Origin of the sequence: Hydrogenophaga palleronii (genome assembly GCF_031457455.1) — a bacterium.
Lineage (GTDB): Bacteria > Pseudomonadota > Gammaproteobacteria > Burkholderiales > Burkholderiaceae_C > Hydrogenophaga > Hydrogenophaga palleronii_A.
Window position 1 is genome coordinate 268,861 of record NZ_JAVDWU010000006.1, and the last position, 21,571, is coordinate 290,431.

A 21,571-nucleotide genomic window follows, 5' to 3' on the forward strand; every position below is an offset into this window, starting at 1 on the left:
CTCCCATGCGGGCGCATCAGCGCCCCAACAAAAACACCGCTGGCTTGTCCAATGGAAGTTGTTGGCTCAAGGCCTTTCGTTTCCAGTCGCTGACCAATGCACTGCGCACCACCTGTTCCGGCAAGGTGAGGGCGCAGGCCAGCGCCAAGCGGGTATGGGGCTGCAGTGTCTGCAACAGGCTTTGCAAGAGCGCCGAATTCCGGTAGGGCGTTTCGATCAGGATCTGGGTCTGGCCCGATTTCAGGGCGAGGCTTTCCAGTTCGCGCAGACGCTTGGCCCGTTCGATTGGCTCCTGGGGCACGTACCCCACAAACGCAAAATTCTGCCCGTTGAGCCCGCTGGCGGCCAAGGCCAGCATCAACGAAACCGGTCCGGTCAGCGCGACCACCCGCAGTCCAAGGCTGTGTGCGGCCCGCACCACGGAACTGCCCGGGTCTGCGATCGCGGGCATGCCGGCCTCGCTGACCAAGCCCATGTCGTGCCCCTCCAGAGTCGGTGCCAGCAGGCTGCGGGCCATAGCATCAGCTTCAGCACCGGGCTGGTGATCGCCCTTCTTGTGAGCAGCACGTGGCAGCTCCGTGATTTGCTGGGCCTGCAGTGGACAACCCAGCGCGCCAACCGACTCGACACGTTTGAGGAACGCCCTCGTGCTCTTGGCGTTTTCCGTGATCCAGTGCGTCAACCGGCAGGCAACCGCCAGGGTTTCGGCTGGCAGCCACTGCGTCACTGCTGCGGGCTCGGCTGCGTTCGTGCCGAAATCCAGCGGAGCGGGCACCAGAAAGAGTGTGCCCAGGTGGCCATGGCCATTGGGCTGGTTCACAGGATGTGTCCTCCTGCCGCACGAATCAGGTGGCAGGTTCGAATCAGGGGCAGCCCGATCAAGGCCGTGGGATCGTCATTGTCAATACGCTCCAACAAGGCGATGCCCAATCCTTCGCTCTTCGCGCTGCCCGCACAGTCGTAAGGCTGCTCAGCCCGCAAGTAGCGCTCGATCTCGTCGTCGTCCAGATCACGGAACTTCACCTTCACTTGCGCCAGTTCGCTTTGCTCGAACCCGGATTCAAGGCAAACCACGGCCAGGGCGGTCTGAAAGATCACCGTCTTGCCACGCATGCGCCGCAGCTGTTCGGTGGCCCTTTCATGCGTGATCGGTTTTCCCAGGGGAGTGCCATCCAGGTCAGCCACCTGATCGCTGCCAATCACGATGGCGTTGGGATGCCGCAACGACACGTCACGCGCCTTGGCCACGGCCAGTCTCAGTGCCAGGTCCACAGGCAATTCACCCGGCATCGGTGTTTCGTCAACATCGGGCCGGTCCACTTCGAAGGGAATCTGCAATCGGGTGAGCAGTTCGCGGCGATAAGGGGATGTGGAACCCAGAACAAGGGGGCGCGGCCCGATTTTTTTTGCGGGTGAAGTGTGTTCATGCATGTCGCGCATTTTCCCCGCATTCTTTTAAACTGCCCGGATGAACACCCCACCAGCGAAAACACAGTGGTTGCCGGAGCGCCTGGATGTGCGATCTTTTGCCCAGGCGTCAGGCCAGATGAGCGCAGACGCGCCCCTCGCACGGTTCTCGCGGCTGGTTGAGGAACTTTCCGAAACCTCCAGGCCTGAGATGCTTGCAGGGGTGCAATGGCATGCCGAAGGCAGCCTGCGCACGGATGCCCAGGGTGCTGCGCCTGCCGTCTGGCTCCATTTGCAGGCAAAGGCGGTCGTGCCGCTCCAGTGTCAGCGTTGCCTGGGGCCGGTTGACACGGCGCTGGACATCGATCGGTGGTTCCGGTTTGTCGCAGACGAAGCCACCGCAGAAGCACAAGACGACGAAAGTGAAGAAGATGTGCTCGTGCTCGAGCCCGTCATGTCGCTTTATGACCTGCTTGAGGACGAGTTGCTGATGTCGTTGCCACTCGTTCCCATGCACGAAACCTGCCCGGTGCCCGTTGTCATGCAGGCGTCGGACCCTGGCATTGGCCCAGAAGACGGCGATCACAGGGCGCCGCATCCCTTCGCTTCCCTCGCCAGGTTGAAAAAGTGACCTGTATGGGACATAGGGGCGCAGGGGAGCAGTTCGGAGCGCGATTCTCCTGTGTTGCTGGTCACGCCAATCCCGAAATGGACGGTTCGGATACTTCGGGATATAATGCTTGGCTTTGCGCTGGCATGCTCCTGACCGAACCGCGAATCACGCGTTCGGGGGTCATCAATAACCAAGCAGTCACCTGGCGCACCCGACTCACCTACCGATCTTAGGAGCCCACCATGGCCGTCCAGCAAAACAAAAAGTCCCCCTCCAAGCGCGGCATGCACCGTTCGCACAATGCGCTGAACGTGCCCGGCATCGCGGTTGAACCCACCACCGGCGAAATCCATCTTCGTCATCACATCAGCCCCAATGGTTTTTACCGTGGCCGGCAGGTGCTGAAGAACAAGTCCGAAGCCTAAAGGTGGCGGGAGTCAGCAAGCCTCGTCGCTGGGACGCGTTCGGGGTTTGTCAAGCCTATGAGACGCAGGCCCGCATGATTCATGCGGGCTTTTTTCTGGTCAGTGGTGCTGTCTGCATCCGCATCGAGGCAATGTCATGATCACCGTTGCTGTCGACTGCATGGGCGGTGATGTGGGTCCGGCGGTGACCCTGCCCGCCTGTGAAGCGTTTTTGTCGCGCTACCCGCAAGCCCAGTTGCTTCTGGTCGGGATGCCTGCCGCGTTCGGAGCTTGGCCGCAGGTCAAGAACAATGTGCGTTGCCGCATTGTGCCTGCGTCAGAGGTGATCGCCATGGACGACACCGTCGAGGTGGCTCTCCGCAAGAAAAAAGACTCGTCGATGCGGGTGGCCATCGCGCAGGTCAAGGACGGCGCGGCTCAGGCGGCGGTATCGGCGGGCAACACCGGCGCCCTCATGGCGATCGCCCGCTACCTTCTCAAAACCCTGGATGGCATTGATCGTCCGGCCATTGCCACACAGTTGCCCAATGCCAAAGGGGGAGCGACAACCGTTCTGGACCTCGGCGCCAACGTCGATTGCACGGCGGAGCACCTGCTGCAGTTCGCACTGATGGGCTCGGCGCTGGTGTCTGCAACCGGTGGAAAGAATCCCACGGTGGGCTTGCTCAACGTGGGGGAAGAGGTCATCAAAGGCAGCGAGGTGATCAAAAAAGCGGGCCTTTTGCTGCGGGATGCGGCCGAGGCTGGTGATCTCAACTTTTACGGAAATGTCGAGGGCGACGACATTTTTAAAGGGACCACTGACATCGTGATCTGTGATGGATTCGTCGGGAATGTGGCGCTCAAGGCAAGCGAAGGCTTGGCTACCATGATCAGCGGCTTCATTCGTGATGAATTTTCACGCAATATCCTGACCAAACTGGCTGCAATTGTTGCGTATCCGGTCTTATCTGCTTTTAAAAAGCGCGTTGATCATCGTCGGTACAACGGTGCTGCCCTGATGGGACTGCGCGGCCTTGTTTTCAAGAGCCACGGCTCTGCCGACGCTTTTGCGTTTGAACAGGCCCTGTGCCGGGCTTATGATGCGGCCCACCACAATTTGCTGGGCAATGTGCGTGATCGCATCGAACACGCCAGGCACCTCCTGGTGCCGCAGGGCAGTTCCAGCGAACTCCATAACGTTCCCACTCTCTGATCCCCTCTTTCATGACCCGCTACGCCCGAATCACCGGCACTGGCAGTTGCCTGCCTCCTCAGCGTTTGAGCAATGCCGACATGGTTGCCATGTTGGCCAAGCGCGATGTGGAGACCAGTGACGAATGGATCGTCGCTAGAACCGGTATCCGCGCGCGCCACTTTGCGGATGAAGGGGTTTTTTCCAGCGATCTGGCGGCGCATGCCTGTCGCCAGGCCATGAGCGCGGCCAACGTAGCTCCGGGCGAGATTGACCTGATCATCGTGGCCACCTCCACGCCGGACATGGTGTTCCCATCCACCGCCGCGCTGCTGCAGCACAAGTTGGGCATCGCGGGTTGCCCGGCGTTTGACGTACAGGCGGTTTGCAGTGGATTCATCTACGCGTTGACCGTTGCCGACGCGATGATCCGTACCGGTAGCGCGAAGAAGGCGCTGGTGGTGGGGGCCGAGGTGTTCAGCCGCATCCTTGATTTCAACGACCGGACCACCTGCGTGTTGTTTGGCGATGGCGCTGGTGCCGTGGTGCTTGAGGCCAGCGCCGAGCCGGGGATACTGGCGACGGACATCCATTCGGACGGCAAGCACAGTGGCATTCTGTGCGTGCCGGGGCATGTGTCCGGTGGGCAGATACTGGGCGACCCCTTGCTGAAGATGGACGGTCCGGCGGTTTTCAAACTGGCTGTGGGCGTGCTTGAAGAAACAGCGCTGGCATCCTTGCGCAAGGCGGGCAGGTCGGCCGAAGACATCGACTGGCTGATTCCGCACCAGGCGAACATCCGCATCATGCAAAGCACCGCGAAGAAGCTCAAGCTCTCGATGGACAAAGTGGTGGTGACGGTGGACGAGCACGGGAACACCTCTGCCGCGTCCATTCCGCTGGCACTGGACCACGGCGTTCGTACGGGCCTGGTCAAACCGGGGCACTTGCTCATGCTGGAAGGCGTGGGCGGTGGGTTCACCTGGGGCTCGGTCCTGCTTTCTTACTGAGTCCTCCCGAGATCTTCCGGGTTAGACCTACTTCCTGAATTCATGATGAATTTTGCTTTTGTTTTTCCTGGCCAAGGGTCGCAGTCCGTTGGCATGCTGGATGCGTGGGGCGATCATCCCGCAGTGGCCGAGGTGCTTCGCGAAGCGTCCGATGCGCTGGAAGTGGACGTCGGCCGATTGATCCATGAAGGCCCCGCTGACGTTCTGGCGCTGACCACCAATACTCAGCCGGTGATGCTCGTGGCGGGCGTGGCTGCCTGGCGGGTCTGGCTGGCTGAGGGGGGGGCATTGCCCGACGCCGTTGCAGGGCATTCGCTGGGTGAGTACAGCGCACTGGTGGCTTCTGGTGTCCTGACACTCTCTCAGGCAGCGCCACTCGTGCGGTTCCGGGCGGCTGCCATGCAGGAGGCGGTGCCAGTGGGCGAGGGCGCCATGGCTGCTGTGTTGGGTCTGTCGTCCGACCAGGTGATGGCGGTCTGCGCCGACGTGCAGGCTTCTTTTGGTGCGGGCAGTGCCGAGGTGGTGGAAGCAGTGAACTTCAATGATCCGGTGCAAACCGTGATCGCTGGCAGCAAGGCGGCGGTTGAACAGGCGTGCGAAGCGGTCAAGCGTGCCGGCGCCAAGCGTGCGCTGCCGCTGCCGGTGTCTGCACCTTTTCATTCATCCTTGATGCGCCCGGCGGCAGAGCGACTGCAGGCGAAGCTGGCCGAAACGACCTTTGAGGCACCCCGAATCCCTTTGATCAACAACATCGACGTAGCGGTTGAAACGGACCCGGACCGTATCCGCAACGCCTTGTACAGGCAGGCCTTCGGGCCGGTCCGATGGGTGGAGTGCGTCGGTGCCATCAAGGCGCGTGGCATCCACACTTTGATTGAATGCGGACCTCGCAAGGTCCTGACCGCGCTGACCAAGCGGATCGATCCCGACCTGACGGCGGCCGCCATTTTTGATCCCGCAACACTTGACGAAGTCAAGTCGTTGCTGGCATGAACCCAGACAGAAAGCAGACGATGCCAGAAGTGAATTTTGAAGGGCAGGTGGCGCTCGTGACAGGTGCCACGCGGGGCATTGGCGCTGCCATTGCGCAAGAGCTTGTCTCGCGAGGCCTGGTGGTGATTGGTACGGCCACCAGTGACGAGGGCGCCGCTCGCATCGGAAGCAACCTGATGGCCGTCAAGGGCGCTGCCGCAGGTTGCCGGGGTGCCAAGCTCGATGTGAACGACATGGCATCAGCCGATCAATTGATCGAAGAGATCACCAAGGCACACGGTGGCCTTCACGTGCTGGTCAACAATGCGGGCATCACCCGCGACATGCTGGCCATGCGCCTGAAGGATGAGGACTGGGACGCCGTGCTCGACACCAATCTCAAGGCCGTTTTTCGCTTGAGCCGGGCGGTGATCCGCCCCATGATGAAGCAGCGTTATGGGCGCATCATCAGCATCACCAGTGTCGTGGGCGCCTCAGGCAATGCGGGACAAGCCAATTACGCTGCGGCCAAGGCCGGCGTCGCGGGCATGACGCGGGCCCTGGCCCGTGAACTGGGCAGCCGCAACATCACGGTGAACTGTGTGGCGCCAGGGTTCATTGAAACGGACATGACGGCCGGGTTGCCCGAAGAGCAACAAAAGGCCTTGCTGGGGCAGATCCCCCTGGGCCACCTGGGCAAGCCTGCAGACATCGCACATGCAGTGAGCTATCTGGCCAGCCCGCAAGCGTCGTATGTGACGGGGCAGGAACTGCATGTCAATGGTGGCATGTTCATGGCCTGACCTCGCGCAAACACGCATCGGATCCTTGCGTCGAAAAGCCGCCCGGCGGGCCGTCTAGGGACATCTCCCTAGCCCGGCTAAAATGGCGGCCTGTATTTCAACCACCCTCAGAGGGACTTATGAGCGACATCGAAGCACGTGTTAAGAAGATCATTGCCGAACAACTCGGCGTGGAAGAAGGTCAGGTCACCAACGAAAAGGCTTTTGTGGCCGACCTGGGTGCCGACTCGCTCGACACGGTGGAACTGGTGATGGCCCTCGAAGACGAGTTCGGCATCGAGATCCCCGATGAGGACGCAGAGAAGATCACCACGGTACAGAACGCCATCGATTACGCGATGGCCAACCAGAAAGCCTGATCCAGGTGCAGGCAGCATGGGCTGCCTGAATTGATCATCGCTCCCTCAGGGGAGCGTTCTATTTGTACGCAGTCACCAGCGTGGGGGAAATGAATGAATCGTCGACGCGTTGTCGTGACCGGCTTGGGATGTGTCAGCCCTGTGGGAAACACTGTGGCCGACGCCTGGTCCAATCTGATTGCCGGGCGCTCTGGCATTGACCTGATCACCAAATTCGACGCGACAGCGTTCGCGTGCAAGATCGCTGGTGAGGTCAAGGGCTTCGATCTTGGTGCCTATATCGGTACCAAAGAAGCCAGGACGATGGACACGTTCATCCACTATGGCATTGCGGCTGCGCACCAGGCGGTCGTGGATTCAGGCTTGCCCGTCGGCGAAGCGCTCGACGAAGAGCTGGCCAACCGCATCGGCTGCATCATCGGATCCGGTATCGGAGGTCTTCCTCTGATTGAAGAGACCCACGCCGAACTGGTCGCGCGCGGCCCACGGCGCATTTCACCGTTCTTCGTACCCGCGTCCATCATCAACATGATCGCCGGTCATGTTTCGATGCGGTTCGGCTTCAAGGGTCCCAACCTGGCGGTCGTTACGGCCTGCACCACAGGCCTTCACTGCATTGGTGAAGCGGCACGAAAGATCGAATACGGTGATGCCGACGTGATCATCGCAGGTGGGTCCGAGGCCACTGTTTCACCCTTGGGCGTGGGTGGCTTTGCCGCCATGCGCGCACTCTCTACCCGCAACGATGACCCCGCAACGGCTTCGCGGCCTTGGGACAAAGACCGAGATGGCTTTGTGCTGGGCGAGGGTGCAGGTGTCATGGTTCTTGAAGAGTACGAGCATGCCAAGGCACGGGGGGCGAAGATTTACGCCGAGCTCTCCGGCTACGGCATGAGCGCCGATGCCGGGCACATGACGGCGCCGAGCATGGATGGGCCGCGGCGAGCCATGACCAATGCCATGCGCAATGCAGGCGTCAATGCCGATGAGGTGGACTACCTGAATGCCCACGGCACGTCCACACCATTGGGTGATGTGAACGAGACCCACGCCATCAAGGCTGCCCTGGGCGCGCATGCGAAAAGCACGGTGGTGAACTCCACGAAGTCCATGACAGGGCACCTGCTGGGTGGCGCTGGTGGTATTGAAAGTGTGTTCACCGTGTTGGCTGTGCATCATCAGAAGAGCCCGCCAACCATCAACATATTCAATCAGGATCCGGAGTGCGATCTTGACTACTGTGCAAATGCAGCCAGAGACATGAAGATCGACGTGGCAATGAAGAACAACTTCGGATTCGGTGGAACCAACGGCACGCTGGTTTTCAAGCGCATTTGATCCACATCCCGCTCAGATCGCTTTTCCCTGGACATGCGCAGCGCCCCATCGGTGGTCTACCCCGTGGGGCGCTGCGCTTTTCATGGGCGCTTGCTTCTTGTGCTGAGCGCACTCGGCTTGGCCACCTGCACGGGGTGGGCCGGGAGCGCATCGGGCCGGTACTTCTGGGAAAGCACCTGGGCAGGGCTTGGCTTGTGGGCTCTTTGGTCTGCTTGGGTGTTCAACGCCTGGTGGCGCACGCCCGTGGGCGCACTTCATTGGGACTCGCTCGCCATGCCGTTTGGCGAATCGCTGCGCGCGGGTGCCTGGCATTGGCACACCAACGGCGAGGAAGAGGGCGTGCGTCTGGAGATCCTCGAATCTGTGCTCGACTGCCAGAGTTGCGTGCTGCTTCGCTTGAAGGCGTCGAATCGCAGAGCGACCTGGGTCTGGGTGGAGCGCCATCGCGCCCCCACGCGCTGGGACGATCTGAGGCGCGCATTGATAGCGACCCGCCGTCGGTTGAAAGCAAGCTGATGGGCCGCAGCCGGCGGCGCGAGCGACCATCTGGGTTATATTTCCGCGCGCATGACACCTGAAGACCACAACGCTCCACCACCGCCCGACAGCGATGTCATGCTGGTGCAACGCACCTTGGGGGGAGAGCCGCGAGCCTTCGAGTTGCTGGTGATCAAATACCAGCGCCGGGTCGAACGCCTGATCGGCCGGATGGTCAGGGACGCCGACCTGGTCCAGGACATCGCGCAGGAAACGTTCATCCGGGCGTACCGGGCGCTGGGGCAGTTTCGCGGAGATGCACAGTTCTATACCTGGCTCTACCGGATTGCCGTCAACACGGCCAAAAAGCAGCTCATGGAGCTCAAGCGCGATCCCCTGGTTTTCCAGTCCCAGATGAAATCTGGCGATGACGATGAAACTTCCGGCTCGGAACGCGAACTAAATCCCAGTGTGGCCGACACAGAGACACCCGAGGCGGTGCTGGCCAGCAAAGAAATCGCGGAAGCGGTCAACGCCGCCATGGATGCTTTGCCGGAGGAGCTGCGCAATGCCATTGCTTTGCGTGAAATTGAAGGTTTGAGTTACGAAGAAATCGCGCAGGCGCTCGACTGCCCCATCGGGACAGTGCGCTCGAGGATTTTTCGGGCGCGAGAAGCGATTTCGAACCGCATCAAGCCCATGCTGGAACGTCAGACTGGCAAACGCTGGTAGGTGTTTATGAAGGTGTCAGCGCCCGCTGTGCAGGGTGAATGGGGTGTGAGATATGAAAGCTTCAGAAGATTCGAAGAACGATGCCGGTTTTGCGCAGCAAGTGCCCGGAAGCAGTGCGTCCAGCCAGGTGGATCTTGACAATGGCGCGGACGCGAGTGCGTGGTCTGCGTTGATGGATGGCGCCATCAGCGACCAGGACTGGGACGCCTTGTGGCAATGCGCCCCTCATCCTTCTGCGGCCCATGAAAATTGGAACGCCTATCAGGTGGTGCGAGATGCGCTGCGTGGAGGCGCCCCGCTTGCCGCGGCAACTCCCCCGGCGGCATTCCTGGCCAGCTTCCAAGCCCGTTTTCATCAAGAATTGGCGGCAGCGCCTAAGAAGAAGGTGAGCGAAAACCCCACCGGTGTGACGTCACCTGGGGAAAGGGTGCGTGTGGCCGCCGCGAACGACTCCACCTTTCGCTGGAAGATGCTGGCGATGGCGGCTTCGGTTTCGGCTGTCATGGCCGTGAGTTGGGGTGTGTTGGGAACAGTTACGGCCGATCGCGCTGCACAGCCAGGTCCCGAGCTGGCGCTGGCCTCCCCTCCTGTACCTTCTGAAGAGGCGGTTGTGGCAGAGCCGGGTAGTGCCAACACTTCCGTGATCGTCAATACGGGGCAGGGGCCTTTGATCCGAGATGCCCGACTCGAGGCGTTATTGGCCGAGCATCGGCAGTACGGTGGCATGACTGCGTTGCAGAAGCCGGCCGGGTTCCTGCGCAATGCCACCTATGACGCGCTTGACCGCTGAGTTCGCCATGACAGCCATCTGCTCGCGTCAACTTCACGACCCCCTTTCCGAAGCCCCTGTTCGCACGCTGCCCTCTCACTGGATCAAGCGCGTTGGAGTCGGTTGTCTGGTCGCTCTGGCGCTGTCCGCTGCAGGCTGGTCGTCGGCGCAGTCCGCATCGACAGGCGAGGGCTCGGAACGCACGGTCAACGAGTGGTTGACCCGCATCCACGAGGCCTCGCGTCAGCGTGCCTACATTGGCACGCTCGTGGTTTCGGCTGGTTCCTCCATGTCTGCTTCGCGCATATGGCACGTGTGTGATGGCAATCAACAGATGGAGCGTGTGGATACGCTGACCGGAGCGCCCCGGACCACGGTTCGTCACAACAACGACGTCATCACATTTGCGCCGGACTCAAAGACGGCCTGGGTGGAAAAACGCGAATCGCTTGGGGTGTTTCCGGACCTGCTGCGCACGCCGGACAACGTCATCCCGGACCACTACACCGTGCGGGCCACGGGATTGGACCGGGTGGCCGGCCACAAAGCAGATGTGGTGGAAATCCATCCGCGTGACAGCCTGCGTTTTGGGTACCGCATCTGGTCTGAAAAAAAGACCGGCCTGGTGGTCAAACTGCAAACGCTGGATGGTCAGGGGCACGTACTGGAACAGGTGGCATTCACCGAGCTCCAGCTGGATGCGCCGGTCAGCATGGACAAGCTCTCCAAGCTCATGAAGGGCACGCGTGGCTACGAGGTGCATCGGCCTGTGCTCAGGAAGACCACGGCGGAAGCCGAGGGATGGCGCTTGAAGGAGGTCGTTCCGGGCTTTCAACCCATGAGTTGCCACACGCGTGAGAATGCCGATGGCGCTGGTTCCGTCAGCCATCCCATGCAGTGTGTGTTTTCTGATGGGCTGGCATCGGTGTCGCTGTTCGTGGAGCGCTACAACGAGCATCAACATCTTGCAGAGAAGGCTGCGGTCATCGGTGCCACGCATTCACTCGCCCGCCGCCTGGGCCAGCATTGGGTGACGGTCCTGGGCGAGGCGCCGCATTCCACCTTGCTGCTTTTTGCCAAGTCGCTGGAATATACCCGTTGACCTGCGATTCGCGGGATCGAGGAGGGGCAAGCTGGGCTTGCAGGACCATCGTCATGCCTGCACTTTTTCTTTTGCATCGATCGAGAGAGGTTACCGATGAATCTGATTGCTGAATATCGCGAGGTTTCTGTGCGCAAGCTGATGCTGCCCGTGGCGCTGTTGACGTTTTGTGCTGCTTCCGTGTTTGCACCATACGCAGCTCAAGCCCAATCCGCACCAGTGGCACCAGTCGCACCGACCATGGTCCAGGGCTTGCCTGATTTCACTGGCTTGGTCGATCTGGTGGGGCCTTCCGTGGTCAATATCCGAACGCTTGAACGTGCGGCGCCCAGTACGGGTGTCGGTCCCGGTACAGATGAACAGATGTTGGAGTTCTTCCGGCGTTTTGGCATTCCCGTGCCGCCAGGCCTTACGCCGCCTGGGCCGCGCCAGGAGCCAGGCCCCAATGAGGAAGCGCGGCCACGTGGGGTGGGGTCTGGTTTCATCCTCAGCTCCGATGGTCTGATCATGACCAACGCCCATGTGGTGGAGGGGGCAGACGAGTTACTGGTCACGCTGCCAGACAAGCGCGAATTCAAAGGCAAGATCGTCGGCGCCGATCGCCGCACCGATGTGGCGGTGGTGAAGATCGAAGCCACCGGTCTGCCGGCGGTGAAGATCGGTGACATCAACCGTTTGCGGGTGGGCGAGTGGGTGATGGCCATTGGGTCGCCTTATGGCCTGGAGAACACCGTCACCGCCGGGATCGTCAGCGCGAAGAAGCGCGACACCGGGGACTTTCTTCCCTTCATTCAAACGGATGTGGCAATCAACCCAGGCAATTCGGGTGGGCCCTTGATCAACATGCGTGGCGAGGTGGTCGGGATCAACAGTCAGATCTACTCCCGCTCGGGCGGCTTCCAGGGTATTTCTTTTGCGATTCCGATCGACGAAGCGGTCAGCGTGTCCGAGCAATTGCGTGCCACCGGCAAGGTCACGCGAGGCCGTATCGGCGTGCGGATCGATCAGGTCAGCAAGGAAGTGGCCGAGTCGATCGGCTTGGGGCGACCGAGGGGTGCTCTGGTCCGCGGCGTGGAGCCCGATTCACCTGCGTCTCAAGCCGGTGTGGAGCCTGGGGACATCATCCTCAGATTTGATGGCAAAGAGGTCGAGCGCTCGGTGGATCTGCCCCGCATGGTGGGGGCCACCAAGCCGGGCAGCAAGAGCCGGATCACGGTGTTTCGCCGCGGAAACCGGCAGGAACTGACGGTGACGGTGGCAGAGCTGGAACCCGAGCGTCCTCCAGCACTGGCAGAGGCCCCTCAAACACCTGGACCAGGGGCCTCGGTGGCGGGGGAGTCGTTGGGCTTGACCTTGATTGAGCTCACCGACGCGCAGAAAAAGGAACTGAAATTGCAGGGCGGGGTTCGTGTCGCCAAAGCAGAGGGGCCTGCGGCGCGTGCAGGGCTGAGAGAGGACGATGTGATCCTTGCCATCGCCAACAAGGAGACGGCCAATCTGAAGCAGATGGAAGCAGCGATGGCGGGCCTTGACAAATCGCGTCCTGTCAATGTGCTGTTCAGGCGCGGAGAGTGGGCGCAGTACGTGGTGATTCGCCCTCAGCGTTGACCAGATCCGAAGTCGGGGGGCACGTCAAGCCCCCAGATGGGTCAGGGGCATCTGGCCGGGCAGAGGTGGCGTGGGCGCCACAAGCTCCGCGATCTTGAACATGCGCCGGAGACTGAAGAAAGTTAGTGTTCGCCAACATATTTGGTCTTGCATTGACCGAATTCGCTAAAATCGCCGATTTCGCAGACACATTCCGGCCATACAAGAAGCGTTGAGTTCACTATGTGAGAAGGTCGATGGCCACGCTGTGGACATCCCGACGCGTTTTTGTTTTGGTGGATGCTTCTGTTGATAAGTTGTTGATAAATGCGCTGTTGTAGCCCTGCGACAGGCGTTGGCAAGCGGTATGAGGGTTGGTTTTCCCGGCTTTTTGCCTACAATGAAACCCCAACTATCGCAGTTGCCATTGATTGTTGGTTATGGGCGCGTCAGCAGTTGACGCGCCCTTTTTTATGGCTGTCCGCCTCTGTTCTGGATGGCCATGTTCTCTGTGTCTGAGCTGTTTTTTTGATGAACCACATCCGCAACTTTTCCATCATCGCGCACATCGATCACGGCAAGTCCACACTCGCGGACCGGATCATCTCGTTGTGCGGTGGGCTCTCCGATCGGGAGATGAGCGAGCAGGTGCTCGACTCCATGGACATCGAGAAGGAGCGTGGCATCACCATCAAGGCGCAGACAGCCGCACTGCGATACCAGGCTCGCGATGGGCAGGTCTACAACCTCAACCTGATCGACACACCCGGGCACGTGGATTTCTCTTATGAGGTCAGCCGATCGTTGTCGGCGTGCGAAGGCGCGTTGCTGGTGGTCGATGCCAGCCAGGGCGTTGAAGCCCAGACGGTGGCCAACTGCTACACGGCGCTGGATCTGGGCGTCGAGGTGGTGCCCGTGCTCAACAAGATGGATCTGCCCAACGCCGATCCAGACAACGCGAAGAGTGAAATCGAAGACGTGATCGGCATCGATGCGACGGATGCTATTCCGTGTTCGGCCAAGACGGGCATGGGGGTGGAGGACATCCTGGAAGCGGTGGTCGCTCGCATCCCACCGCCCAAAGGGGATCCGGCCGCGCCCTTGCGGGCCATGATCGTGGACAGCTGGTACGACGCCTATGTGGGCGTCGTCATGCTGGTTCGCGTGGTTGACGGGCGACTCCTCAAGGGCGAGCGCTTCAAGATGATGGCGACCAACACGGTGTACAACGCCGACAACCTGGGCGTGTTCACGCCAGCCAATGCGCCGCGCAACTCCTTGGAAGCGGGTGAGGTGGGCTACATCATCGCGGGCATCAAGGAACTGCAGGCGGCGAAAGTGGGTGACACCATCACGCTGGAGAAAAAGCTTCCCAACAACGCAGGACCGGCCACAGAGGCCCTACCGGGGTTCAAGGAGGTCAAGCCTCAAGTGTTTGCTGGCCTGTATCCGACCGAAGCCAATCAGTACGATGGTTTGCGCGATGCGCTGGAGAAGCTCAAACTCAATGATGCGGCGCTGCAGTACGAGCCCGAGGTGTCTCAGGCACTTGGCTTCGGCTTTCGGTGCGGTTTTCTGGGGCTGCTGCACATGGAAATCGTGCAGGAGCGCCTGGAGCGGGAGTTTGATCAGGATCTCATCACCACTGCACCCAGCGTGGTGTACCAGGTGGTGAAGCCCGATGGCGAAGTGATCATGGTGGAGAACCCTTCCAAGATGCCGGAGCAGGGTCGCATCGAAGAAATCCGCGAACCCATCGTGACCGTGCATCTGTACATGCCGCAGGAGTATGTGGGGGCCGTGATGACCTTGGCCAACCAGAAGCGCGGCATGCAGCTCAACATGGCCTACCACGGCAAGCAGGTCATGCTCACCTACGACATGCCACTGGGCGAGATCGTGCTGGACTTCTTCGACAAACTCAAGTCGGTGAGCCGCGGCTACGCTTCCATGGACTACGAGTTCAAGGAGTACCGGCCATCTGATGTGGTCAAGGTCGACATCCTGCTCAACGGCGAGAAGGTCGATGCCCTCTCCATCATCGTGCACCGTTCCCAGTCGCAATACCGGGGGCGGGCCGTGGCGGCCAAGATGCGGGAAATCATCAGTCGCCAGATGTTCGATGTGGCCATCCAGGCCGCGATCGGGGGTAATGTCATTGCGCGCGAGACCATCAAGGCGCTTCGCAAGAATGTGCTGGCAAAATGCTACGGCGGTGACATCACCCGCAAACGAAAACTCCTCGAAAAACAGAAGGCGGGTAAAAAGCGCATGAAGCAAATCGGATCTGTTGAAGTGCCTCAAGAAGCATTCCTAGCCATTCTGCAGGTGCAAGATTGATGGGGGCCGCAATGAGCGCGATGACGGCGCTGGTTCTCACCGCATTTGCAGCGTACACGGGGGCTTGGTACCTGGGCATGGTCGAAGGCAATTTCGCCTTGTTGCTGATGATGGCCACCTTCGTCACCGGTATTTACTGGATCGCCGAGAAGCTGGTGTTCCTGCCCCAGCGAAAGAAAGCAGCTGATCAATTGCTGGTCGAGCACGATGCTCGAAGGGCTGCTTTGCAGCAGCAGGGCTTCAGTCAGATCGAGGGAGATGTCGATACGGCCCGCCAGAAGATCCTCGCTCAGCCGTGGTGGCTCGACTGGACCGCTGGTCTGTTTCCGGTGATTCTGGCCGTGTTCGTACTTCGGTCGTTTTTGTTTGAGCCGTTCAAGATCCCGTCCGGTTCCATGATTCCGACGCTGCGTGTGGGTGATCTGATCCTGGTGAACAAATTTCACTATGGCATCCGATTGCCGGTTTTCAACACGAAGCTGATGGCCAACAACGATCCGCAGCGTGGTGATGTCATGGTCTTTCGCTACCCTCCGCAGCCCAGCCTCGACTACATCAAGCGCGTGGTGGGTTTGCCCGGCGACGAAGTGGCCTACATGAACAAGTCGCTCACGGTCAATGGTCAACCCGTGCCCAAGGTCGCCCAACCTGAGTTCTTCGACAACGACAGCATGCGTTACGCGCGGCAGTTTCGCGAGACACTGGGGTCGCGTTCTTACAACACGCTCAACGACGATGAACGCCCGGCCTTCGTAGCAGGCGCCACCGAGTTTCCCTTCAAGGACAGTTGTCGCTATTCTGTTGAAGGCGTGATCTGCAAGGTGCCAGAAGGGCACTACTTTTTGATGGGCGACAATCGGGACAATTCGCTCGACTCTCGCTATTGGGGGTTTGTGCCTGAGGCCAACATCGTCGGCAGAGCTTTTTTCGTGTGGATGAATTTTGGTGATTTGGGGCGTATTGGCGCCTTTGAATAGATCTGTTCTTTTCGGCCAATCTGGAGATCATGAAATGAAAACGAAAAAACATCAGCAAGGGCTTACCTTTTTCGGATTGCTGGTGGTCGGCATCCTGCTCGCTCTTGCAGGGGTGGTGGCTGCACAGGTTGTGCCCACCTACATTGAATACCTGGCCGTGCAAAAAGCGGTGAGGCAGGCGTCGGCGGGAACGACGGTCGCAGAGGTACGAAACATTTTTGACAAGGCCGCCACAATCGACGACATCCGCACCATTTCAGGCAAGGACCTCGTGATTGGCAAAGAGGGCGATCGTGTGGTGGTCTCGTTTTCTTATGACCGGGAAATCCATCTGACCGGGCCGGCTTACCTGGTGATGCGATACGAGGGGCGTTCGCGATGAACATGTGGGACGGTGAACGTTGCCCGGTGGGGTGCCCTGGCTCTTGAACGCAGATCTGACAGCGCTGCAACAGCGCCTGGACCACAGGTTCAACCACCTGCGCCTCCTTGAGCGCGCACTGACCCATCGCAGTTTTTCCTCGGATCACAATGAGCGCCTGGAGTTTCTGGGCGATTCCGTGCTGAACCTGGCTGTTTCCGGCCTCCTCTTCGAAAAGCTCAGTGATTTGCCTGAGGGCGATTTGTCACGGGTACGTGCCAACCTGGTCAAACAGGACACCCTGTTTCAAATGGCGGTTTCGCTGGGACTGGCTTCGGTGCTTCGTCTGGGCGATGGCGAGAAGCGCTCGGGTGGGCACAAGCGTCCGTCCATCCTGGCGGACGCACTGGAAGCCATCATCGGCGCTGTGTACCTGGATGCCGGATTCGACGCCGCCGCGGCCATGGTGCGTCGCTTGTATGCCGACGTGGAGCTGAACGCCCAAATGGGTGCCATGGGCAAAGACCCCAAGACGGAATTGCAGGAGTGGCTGCAGGCGCGCAAAATGAAGCTGCCTGTTTATCGGGTGGTGGCCACACTGGGTGAAGCGCACAAGCAAACCTTTGACGTGGAGTGTGCAGTGACCGAGCTCGCACTCAACGAGCGCGGCATTGGGGCTTCCCGGCGAGCGGGTGAGCAAGCAGCTGCTGCGGCCATGTTGCAGCACCTTGCGTCTCGCTCGGGCGACCGCAAAGCCTGACGCCCACCTGCATACGATGTGCTCCCGACACATCCAGACCGAACCAAGTTGATCCGAACACATGCCCAAACATCCTGCCCATCCACTCGACTCGACAGCCAGGCCTGTTCTACCTGGCACCGATGCCGAGCTCGACGCCATGCTGGCACGTGCACTGGGCAAGTCAGGGGGTGAGACTGCAGAAATCGACTCTCCGGCAGATGTGCCATCAGAGGTGGTGGATCCTGCGGTGCAGCGATGTGGCTACGTGGCCATTGTCGGCAAACCCAACGTCGGGAAATCGACTCTGCTCAATGCACTGGTGGGACAAAAGGTCAGTATCACTTCGCGCAAGGCGCAGACCACGCGCCACCGGATCACAGGCATGCGCACGCTCGGGGCCACTCAGTTCGTGTTTGTCGACACACCCGGCTTTCAGACCCGGCACGGCAATGCGCTGAACCGGGCGCTCAACAAGACCGTGCTGGGTGCGGTCAGTGATGTGGACTTGATTCTGTTCGTGGTGGAGGCTGGTCAGTTCAATCTGGCCGATGCCAAGGTGTTGTCGCTGCTGCCCGCGAATGTGCCCGCCATATTGGTGGCCAACAAGTTCGATCTGGTTCATCGCCGGGGTGAACTGGCCCCCTGGTTGCGCTCCATGCAGGAACGCCATCCCTTCTCCGAATTCGTGCCCATGTCGGCCAAGGCGTCCAAAGACATTGAGCGCCTGTTCGGCATCTGCGAGAAGTACCTCCCGCAACAGCCCTGGATGCACAGTCCTGATGACCTGACCGACCGGAGCGAACGCTTCATGGCCAGCGAGATGGTGCGTGAGAAGCTGTTTCGGCTCACCGGCGATGAGCTGCCCTATACCTCAACCGTGATCATCGACAAGTTCGAAGAGGAAGGGCGCCTCAAGCGCATAGCCGCCACCATCGTGGTCGAACGTGAAGGCCACAAGGGCATGGTCATTGGCGACAAGGGTGAAAAGCTCAAACGCATTGGCACCGAAGCGCGGCAAGAGCTTGAAAAACTCTGGGATTGCAAGGTGTTCCTGGAACTCTGGGTGAAGGTGCGTTCTGGCTGGGCCGACGACGATGCCCGCGTGCGCTCTTTCGGTTATGAGTGAATGCCAGGCCCCGTCCTGCCTCACCCTCGTGTGAAGGGGACTGCCAGCGGGGTGGCACCACCTCCCGCGCGGGTGCTTTTGCGTTGATGGGCGCTTGACATGGCTTCACGTCGATTTGCTGACGAGTCCGCATTTGTCCTCCATCGGTACGACTGGAGCGAATCGAGCCTTGTGCTGGAGGTGTTCACCCGCCACCACGGACGCATCGCCTTGGTGGCGAAAGGGGTCAAGCGGCCGACGTCGCAATTCCGCCCGGTGTTGTTGCCACTGCAGCCGCTCCTGTTGAGCTGGGGTGGAGACGCCGAAGTCAGAACGCTCAAATCGGCTCAATGGCAGGGAGGGCATGTCATGCCGACCGGGGAGGCCCTGCTGTCGGGCAGCTACTTGAACGAACTGCTGATGCGCCTTCTGGCCCGGGACGACGCACATGAGCGGCTGTTTGATCATTACGCGATGGCGGTTCAACTGCTGGCGGAGCAAAGCGATACACAGGAACTCTTGCTGAGGGCTTTCGAGCTGTTGCTGTTGAAAGAAGTCGGTCTGCTTCCGGACCTGTCCCGAGACGGCAGTTCCATGGTGGCCGTGGATCCTCAAAAAGCCTACGTGCTGGTGCCCGAGAGCGGACTGCGCCTGGCACAAGAGGGCGACAGCCGCCCGCTGTCTGGTGAGCAGTGCCTGGATCTCTACCGTGCCATGGAGGGAAACAGTTCCTTTCTGGCAACTCTGCGAGCATGTGCTTCCTGCATGGCGGCGCTGCGCATACCTTTGCGGGGCCTGCTGCACTACCATTGCGGTGTTCAGGTGTTCAAGACCCGGCAACTGATGATCGATGTACAGGCCATGATGCGCTCTGGTGTCCCACCCGCGCCCGACAACGCTCCACCTCCCGTCCAGAACCTTTCTTCCGCACCCACATGACCCCTGCCACATCTCCTGGCACCTCCAGCACGGCCTTGTCTGTCAACCTGAACAAGGTGGCCCTGGTGCGCAACACCCGACATCTGGGCATACCTTCGGTCGTTCGGGCGGCGACCCTGTGCCTTGAGGCGGGTGCACAAGGCATCACGATCCATCCCCGTCCCGACGAACGCCATGTGCGCCTTGGCGATGTGTTCGAACTGGGCGAGCTCATGCGGTCCTGGCCCGACCGGGAGTTCAACATTGAGGGCAACCCCCTTCACAACCTGATGAACGTGGCGCGCGAGGTGAAGGCAAAGGGGTTGCCGTTGCACCAGTTGACCTTCGTGCCCGACAGCGAAGGCCAGTTCACCAGCGATCACGGCTGGTCTTTTCCGCAGGATGAAGAAAAGCTTCGCACCCTGATCGCTCAGGGGCAGGCGCTGGGGGCGCGCGTGAGCCTTTTCATGGATGCCGATGCGGTTGCCATGAGCGCCGCGCGTGCAGTGGGCGCGGATCGGGTAGAGCTGTACACCGAGCCCTATGCCGCAGCCTGGCAGCAGCCGTCAGAGCGCGCCTTGCAACTGGACCGGTTTCGGGCTGCCGCACAGGCCGCTGCAGCGGTGGGTCTTGGTGTGAATGCCGGCCATGATCTCAACCGGGAAAATCTGGCAGCGTTTCTTCGCCAGGTGCCTGGCGTGCGCGAGGTGTCCATTGGTCACGCCTTGATCGCTGATGCTCTCGAAATGGGTTACTCCGCAACGGTCAGGGCCTATCGAATGGTCATGGACGAGGCACAGGCCGGAAGCCATGCATCGCTGGCAGAAGCCGGATGATCTACGGCATAGGCACCGACATTTGCGATATCCGGCGTGTTGAAGCCACCTGGGCGCGCCAGGGCGAGCGTTTCGCTCGACGGGTGCTGGCCGACGCCGAGTTTGTTGTCTGGCAGCAGCGCAGCGCGCGCTGGCCCCAGCGCGGTCTTCGCTACCTCGCCACCAGGTTCTCTGCCAAGGAAGCGTTTTCCAAAGCGGTGGGCATGGGCATGCGGATGCCAATGACCTGGCGAAGCTGCGAGATACGCAACCTGCCCAGCGGTCAACCCGTCATCGTGCTTCATGGTGAGCTCAAGGCCTGGTTTGAAGGTCAAGGTCTTCGCGCTCACGTCACGGTCACCGACGAAACCGACTACGCGGCCAGCTTCGTGGTCGTGGAGCGGGACTGAACCACGCCCCGCAATCTCTTTCAACCAGTCAGCCATGCACCCCCATGCCCCTTTGATCATTGATGTGGCCGGTTTCTCCCTCAACGCTGACGACCGACGCCGACTCGCGCATCCCTTGGTGGGGGGGGTCACGCTTTTTGGTCGCAACTGGCGCGATCGCGCCCAGCTCAGCGCGTTGTGCAAGGAAATCAAGGCGGTGCGAAGTGACCTCCTGATCGCGGTTGATCACGAGGGCGGGCGCGTGCAGCGCTTCCGTACCGACGGGTTCACCCATCTGCCTCCCATGGCGGAACTGGGTCGGATGTGGATGTCGCCGGCCAACAAGAATGAGATGGACGGTGCGGCCGCCCTGAGGGCCACCAATGCAGCAGTGGCTGTGGGCTACGTGATGGGTGCCGAACTGCGCGCTTGCGGGGTGGACCTGAGCTTCACGCCGGTGCTCGATCTGGACCACGGTGGCAGCTCGGTCATTGGCGATCGATCTTTTGCGCGAGATCCCCGGGTCGTCTCGCTGTTGGCGCAAAGCCTGATGCACGGCCTGCTGCAAAGCGGCATGGGCAACTGCGGCAAGCATTTTCCAGGGCATGGGTTTGTCCGTGCCGACTCGCACCTGGCCATCCCCGTCGACAAACGAAGCTTCAAGCGCATCTTGGCCGAAGACGCCGCACCCTATGGCTGGTTGTCTGCCAGTCTGCAGGCGATCATGCCGGCTCACGTGATCTATCCCAGCGTGGACTCGCGGCCAGCAGGGTTTTCCGCGCGCTGGTTGCACGATGTGCTGCGACAGCAACTCGGATTCACCGGCGCAATCTTCAGCGACGACCTGAGCATGGAAGCGGCTCGTCACCTCGATGGCCAACAGGTCAGCTTTGCCGAAGCCGCGCTGGCCGCGCTCACGGCTGGCGTTGACATGGTGGTGCTGTGCAATCAATCGGTGGTGGACGGCGGGGCACCCATCGATGACGCGATTGAGGCACTCTCCCGCGCCATCTATAAGGGGCAGTGGACGCCCGAGCCTTCAAGCGAGGCGAGACGACTGGCGTTGCTACCTCGCTCCAAGGCGCCGGATTGGGACGATCTGATGGTCAGCGAGCCCTACATGCGGGCCATGCATCTGCTGCCCTGAACGGTGGTG

General features: G+C 60.6%; 24 protein-coding genes. 22 read left to right on the plus strand and 2 right to left on the minus strand.

Annotated elements, in window-relative coordinates:
* Window positions 1-16: 16 nt before the first annotated feature.
* A complete protein-coding gene (locus J2W49_RS15780; protein ID WP_310318106.1) occupies window positions 17-820 on the minus strand; it encodes an SAM-dependent methyltransferase in 804 nt (267 codons plus the stop codon).
* A complete protein-coding gene (locus J2W49_RS15785) occupies window positions 817-1,431 on the minus strand; it encodes a Maf family nucleotide pyrophosphatase (protein ID WP_310318109.1) in 615 nt (204 codons plus the stop codon). The genes J2W49_RS15780 and J2W49_RS15785 overlap by 4 nt, the downstream gene beginning before the upstream one ends.
* Before the next feature lie 37 nt (window positions 1,432-1,468).
* Here J2W49_RS15785 and J2W49_RS15790 point away from each other — a divergent pair, with 37 nt between their 5' ends.
* From J2W49_RS15790 to nagZ, 22 genes are all read left to right on the plus strand, one after another.
* On the plus strand, window positions 1,469-2,038 hold the full coding sequence (locus J2W49_RS15790; RefSeq protein WP_310318111.1) for a YceD family protein: 570 nt from the start codon (window positions 1,469-1,471) through the stop codon (window positions 2,036-2,038).
* Between the two features lie 224 nt (window positions 2,039-2,262).
* On the plus strand, window positions 2,263-2,445 hold the full coding sequence (gene rpmF / locus J2W49_RS15795; protein WP_019575026.1) for a 50S ribosomal protein L32: 183 nt from the start codon (window positions 2,263-2,265) through the stop codon (window positions 2,443-2,445).
* Window positions 2,446-2,581: 136 nt separating this feature from the next.
* Window positions 2,582-3,640 (plus strand): phosphate acyltransferase PlsX, encoded by a 1,059-nt coding sequence (gene plsX, locus J2W49_RS15800; protein WP_310318128.1) that lies wholly within the window; start codon window positions 2,582-2,584, stop codon window positions 3,638-3,640.
* A gap of 11 nt (window positions 3,641-3,651) precedes the next feature.
* Window positions 3,652-4,629 (plus strand): beta-ketoacyl-ACP synthase III, encoded by a 978-nt coding sequence (locus J2W49_RS15805; RefSeq protein WP_310318131.1) that lies wholly within the window; start codon window positions 3,652-3,654, stop codon window positions 4,627-4,629.
* Between the two features lie 42 nt (window positions 4,630-4,671).
* Window positions 4,672-5,622, plus strand: a complete 951-nt coding sequence (gene fabD / locus J2W49_RS15810; protein WP_310318134.1) for an ACP S-malonyltransferase — start codon at window positions 4,672-4,674, stop codon at window positions 5,620-5,622.
* A gap of 20 nt (window positions 5,623-5,642) precedes the next feature.
* Window positions 5,643-6,404: a 3-oxoacyl-ACP reductase FabG gene (gene fabG, locus J2W49_RS15815; RefSeq protein WP_310318361.1), complete on the plus strand. Its 762-nt coding sequence runs from the start codon at window positions 5,643-5,645 to the stop codon at window positions 6,402-6,404.
* A gap of 119 nt (window positions 6,405-6,523) precedes the next feature.
* The gene (gene acpP, locus J2W49_RS15820) at window positions 6,524-6,763 is read left to right on the plus strand and encodes an acyl carrier protein (protein WP_304911902.1); all 240 of its coding nucleotides are present in this window, start codon (window positions 6,524-6,526) and stop codon (window positions 6,761-6,763) included.
* A 93-nt stretch (window positions 6,764-6,856) separates the two neighbouring features.
* Entirely contained in the window at window positions 6,857-8,101 is a 1,245-nt protein-coding gene (gene fabF, locus J2W49_RS15825) for a beta-ketoacyl-ACP synthase II (protein WP_310318139.1), read from the plus strand.
* Between the two features lie 33 nt (window positions 8,102-8,134).
* A complete protein-coding gene (locus tag J2W49_RS15830) occupies window positions 8,135-8,617 on the plus strand; it encodes a hypothetical protein (protein WP_310318142.1) in 483 nt (160 codons plus the stop codon).
* 51 nt (window positions 8,618-8,668) lie between these two features.
* A complete protein-coding gene (rpoE, locus tag J2W49_RS15835; RefSeq protein ID WP_310318146.1) occupies window positions 8,669-9,310 on the plus strand; it encodes an RNA polymerase sigma factor RpoE in 642 nt (213 codons plus the stop codon).
* Between the two features lie 172 nt (window positions 9,311-9,482).
* Complete coding sequence (locus tag J2W49_RS15840; RefSeq protein WP_310318150.1) at window positions 9,483-10,100, plus strand: anti-anti-sigma factor; 618 nt, start codon at window positions 9,483-9,485, stop codon at window positions 10,098-10,100.
* 7 nt (window positions 10,101-10,107) lie between these two features.
* Entirely contained in the window at window positions 10,108-11,181 is a 1,074-nt protein-coding gene (locus J2W49_RS15845) for a MucB/RseB C-terminal domain-containing protein (RefSeq protein WP_310318153.1), read from the plus strand.
* 141 nt (window positions 11,182-11,322) lie between these two features.
* On the plus strand, window positions 11,323-12,789 hold the full coding sequence (locus J2W49_RS15850; protein WP_405001041.1) for a Do family serine endopeptidase: 1,467 nt from the start codon (window positions 11,323-11,325) through the stop codon (window positions 12,787-12,789).
* Window positions 12,790-13,299: 510 nt separating this feature from the next.
* Window positions 13,300-15,108 carry a translation elongation factor 4 gene (gene lepA / locus J2W49_RS15855; protein ID WP_310318160.1) on the plus strand — a complete coding sequence of 603 codons (1,809 nt, stop codon included), beginning with the start codon at window positions 13,300-13,302 and terminating at the stop codon, window positions 15,106-15,108.
* A complete protein-coding gene (lepB, locus tag J2W49_RS15860) occupies window positions 15,108-16,085 on the plus strand; it encodes a signal peptidase I (protein WP_405001035.1) in 978 nt (325 codons plus the stop codon). The genes lepA and lepB overlap by 1 nt, the downstream gene beginning before the upstream one ends.
* Window positions 16,086-16,119: 34 nt before the next feature.
* Entirely contained in the window at window positions 16,120-16,467 is a 348-nt protein-coding gene (locus J2W49_RS15865; RefSeq protein WP_310318165.1) for a DUF4845 domain-containing protein, read from the plus strand.
* 43 nt (window positions 16,468-16,510) lie between these two features.
* Entirely contained in the window at window positions 16,511-17,206 is a 696-nt protein-coding gene (gene rnc / locus J2W49_RS15870; protein WP_310318168.1) for a ribonuclease III, read from the plus strand.
* A 61-nt stretch (window positions 17,207-17,267) separates the two neighbouring features.
* Entirely contained in the window at window positions 17,268-18,314 is a 1,047-nt protein-coding gene (gene era / locus J2W49_RS15875; RefSeq protein ID WP_310318171.1) for a GTPase Era, read from the plus strand.
* A 99-nt stretch (window positions 18,315-18,413) separates the two neighbouring features.
* Window positions 18,414-19,232 (plus strand): DNA repair protein RecO, encoded by an 819-nt coding sequence (recO, locus tag J2W49_RS15880; protein WP_310318174.1) that lies wholly within the window; start codon window positions 18,414-18,416, stop codon window positions 19,230-19,232.
* Window positions 19,229-20,047: a pyridoxine 5'-phosphate synthase gene (locus J2W49_RS15885; RefSeq protein WP_310318176.1), complete on the plus strand. Its 819-nt coding sequence runs from the start codon at window positions 19,229-19,231 to the stop codon at window positions 20,045-20,047. The genes recO and J2W49_RS15885 overlap by 4 nt, the downstream gene beginning before the upstream one ends.
* A complete protein-coding gene (gene acpS, locus J2W49_RS15890) occupies window positions 20,044-20,436 on the plus strand; it encodes a holo-ACP synthase (protein ID WP_310318179.1) in 393 nt (130 codons plus the stop codon). The genes J2W49_RS15885 and acpS overlap by 4 nt, the downstream gene beginning before the upstream one ends.
* A gap of 34 nt (window positions 20,437-20,470) precedes the next feature.
* Window positions 20,471-21,562 carry a beta-N-acetylhexosaminidase gene (gene nagZ, locus J2W49_RS15895; RefSeq protein WP_310318182.1) on the plus strand — a complete coding sequence of 364 codons (1,092 nt, stop codon included), beginning with the start codon at window positions 20,471-20,473 and terminating at the stop codon, window positions 21,560-21,562.
* Window positions 21,563-21,571 lie beyond the last annotated feature (9 nt).

What these genes read in the sequence shown, in the direction of transcription:
- rpmF (WP_019575026.1), top strand. Translation starts at nt 2,263, where the DNA reads ATGGCCGTCCAGCAAAACAAAAAGTCCCCCTCCAAGCGCGGCATGCAC.
- J2W49_RS15850 (WP_405001041.1), top strand. Translation starts at nt 11,323, where the DNA reads ATGCTGCCCGTGGCGCTGTTGACGTTTTGTGCTGCTTCCGTGTTTGCA.
- J2W49_RS15840 (WP_310318150.1), top strand. Translation starts at nt 9,483, where the DNA reads ATGGATGGCGCCATCAGCGACCAGGACTGGGACGCCTTGTGGCAATGC.
- fabG (WP_310318361.1), top strand. Translation starts at nt 5,643, where the DNA reads ATGCCAGAAGTGAATTTTGAAGGGCAGGTGGCGCTCGTGACAGGTGCC.
- era (WP_310318171.1), top strand. Translation starts at nt 17,268, where the DNA reads ATGCCCAAACATCCTGCCCATCCACTCGACTCGACAGCCAGGCCTGTT.
- J2W49_RS15865 (WP_310318165.1), top strand. Translation starts at nt 16,120, where the DNA reads ATGAAAACGAAAAAACATCAGCAAGGGCTTACCTTTTTCGGATTGCTG.
- recO (WP_310318174.1), top strand. Translation starts at nt 18,414, where the DNA reads ATGGCTTCACGTCGATTTGCTGACGAGTCCGCATTTGTCCTCCATCGG.
- lepB (WP_405001035.1), top strand. Translation starts at nt 15,108, where the DNA reads ATGGGGGCCGCAATGAGCGCGATGACGGCGCTGGTTCTCACCGCATTT.
- rpoE (WP_310318146.1), top strand. Translation starts at nt 8,669, where the DNA reads ATGACACCTGAAGACCACAACGCTCCACCACCGCCCGACAGCGATGTC.
- plsX (WP_310318128.1), top strand. Translation starts at nt 2,582, where the DNA reads ATGATCACCGTTGCTGTCGACTGCATGGGCGGTGATGTGGGTCCGGCG.
- J2W49_RS15830 (WP_310318142.1), top strand. Translation starts at nt 8,135, where the DNA reads ATGCGCAGCGCCCCATCGGTGGTCTACCCCGTGGGGCGCTGCGCTTTT.
- J2W49_RS15845 (WP_310318153.1), top strand. Translation starts at nt 10,108, where the DNA reads ATGACAGCCATCTGCTCGCGTCAACTTCACGACCCCCTTTCCGAAGCC.
- J2W49_RS15885 (WP_310318176.1), top strand. Translation starts at nt 19,229, where the DNA reads ATGACCCCTGCCACATCTCCTGGCACCTCCAGCACGGCCTTGTCTGTC.
- lepA (WP_310318160.1), top strand. Translation starts at nt 13,300, where the DNA reads ATGAACCACATCCGCAACTTTTCCATCATCGCGCACATCGATCACGGC.
- fabF (WP_310318139.1), top strand. Translation starts at nt 6,857, where the DNA reads ATGAATCGTCGACGCGTTGTCGTGACCGGCTTGGGATGTGTCAGCCCT.
- nagZ (WP_310318182.1), top strand. Translation starts at nt 20,471, where the DNA reads ATGCACCCCCATGCCCCTTTGATCATTGATGTGGCCGGTTTCTCCCTC.
- acpS (WP_310318179.1), top strand. Translation starts at nt 20,044, where the DNA reads ATGATCTACGGCATAGGCACCGACATTTGCGATATCCGGCGTGTTGAA.
- fabD (WP_310318134.1), top strand. Translation starts at nt 4,672, where the DNA reads ATGATGAATTTTGCTTTTGTTTTTCCTGGCCAAGGGTCGCAGTCCGTT.
- J2W49_RS15805 (WP_310318131.1), top strand. Translation starts at nt 3,652, where the DNA reads ATGACCCGCTACGCCCGAATCACCGGCACTGGCAGTTGCCTGCCTCCT.
- acpP (WP_304911902.1), top strand. Translation starts at nt 6,524, where the DNA reads ATGAGCGACATCGAAGCACGTGTTAAGAAGATCATTGCCGAACAACTC.
- J2W49_RS15790 (WP_310318111.1), top strand. Translation starts at nt 1,469, where the DNA reads ATGAACACCCCACCAGCGAAAACACAGTGGTTGCCGGAGCGCCTGGAT.
- J2W49_RS15785 (WP_310318109.1), bottom strand. Translation starts at nt 1,431, where the DNA reads ATGCATGAACACACTTCACCCGCAAAAAAAATCGGGCCGCGCCCCCTT.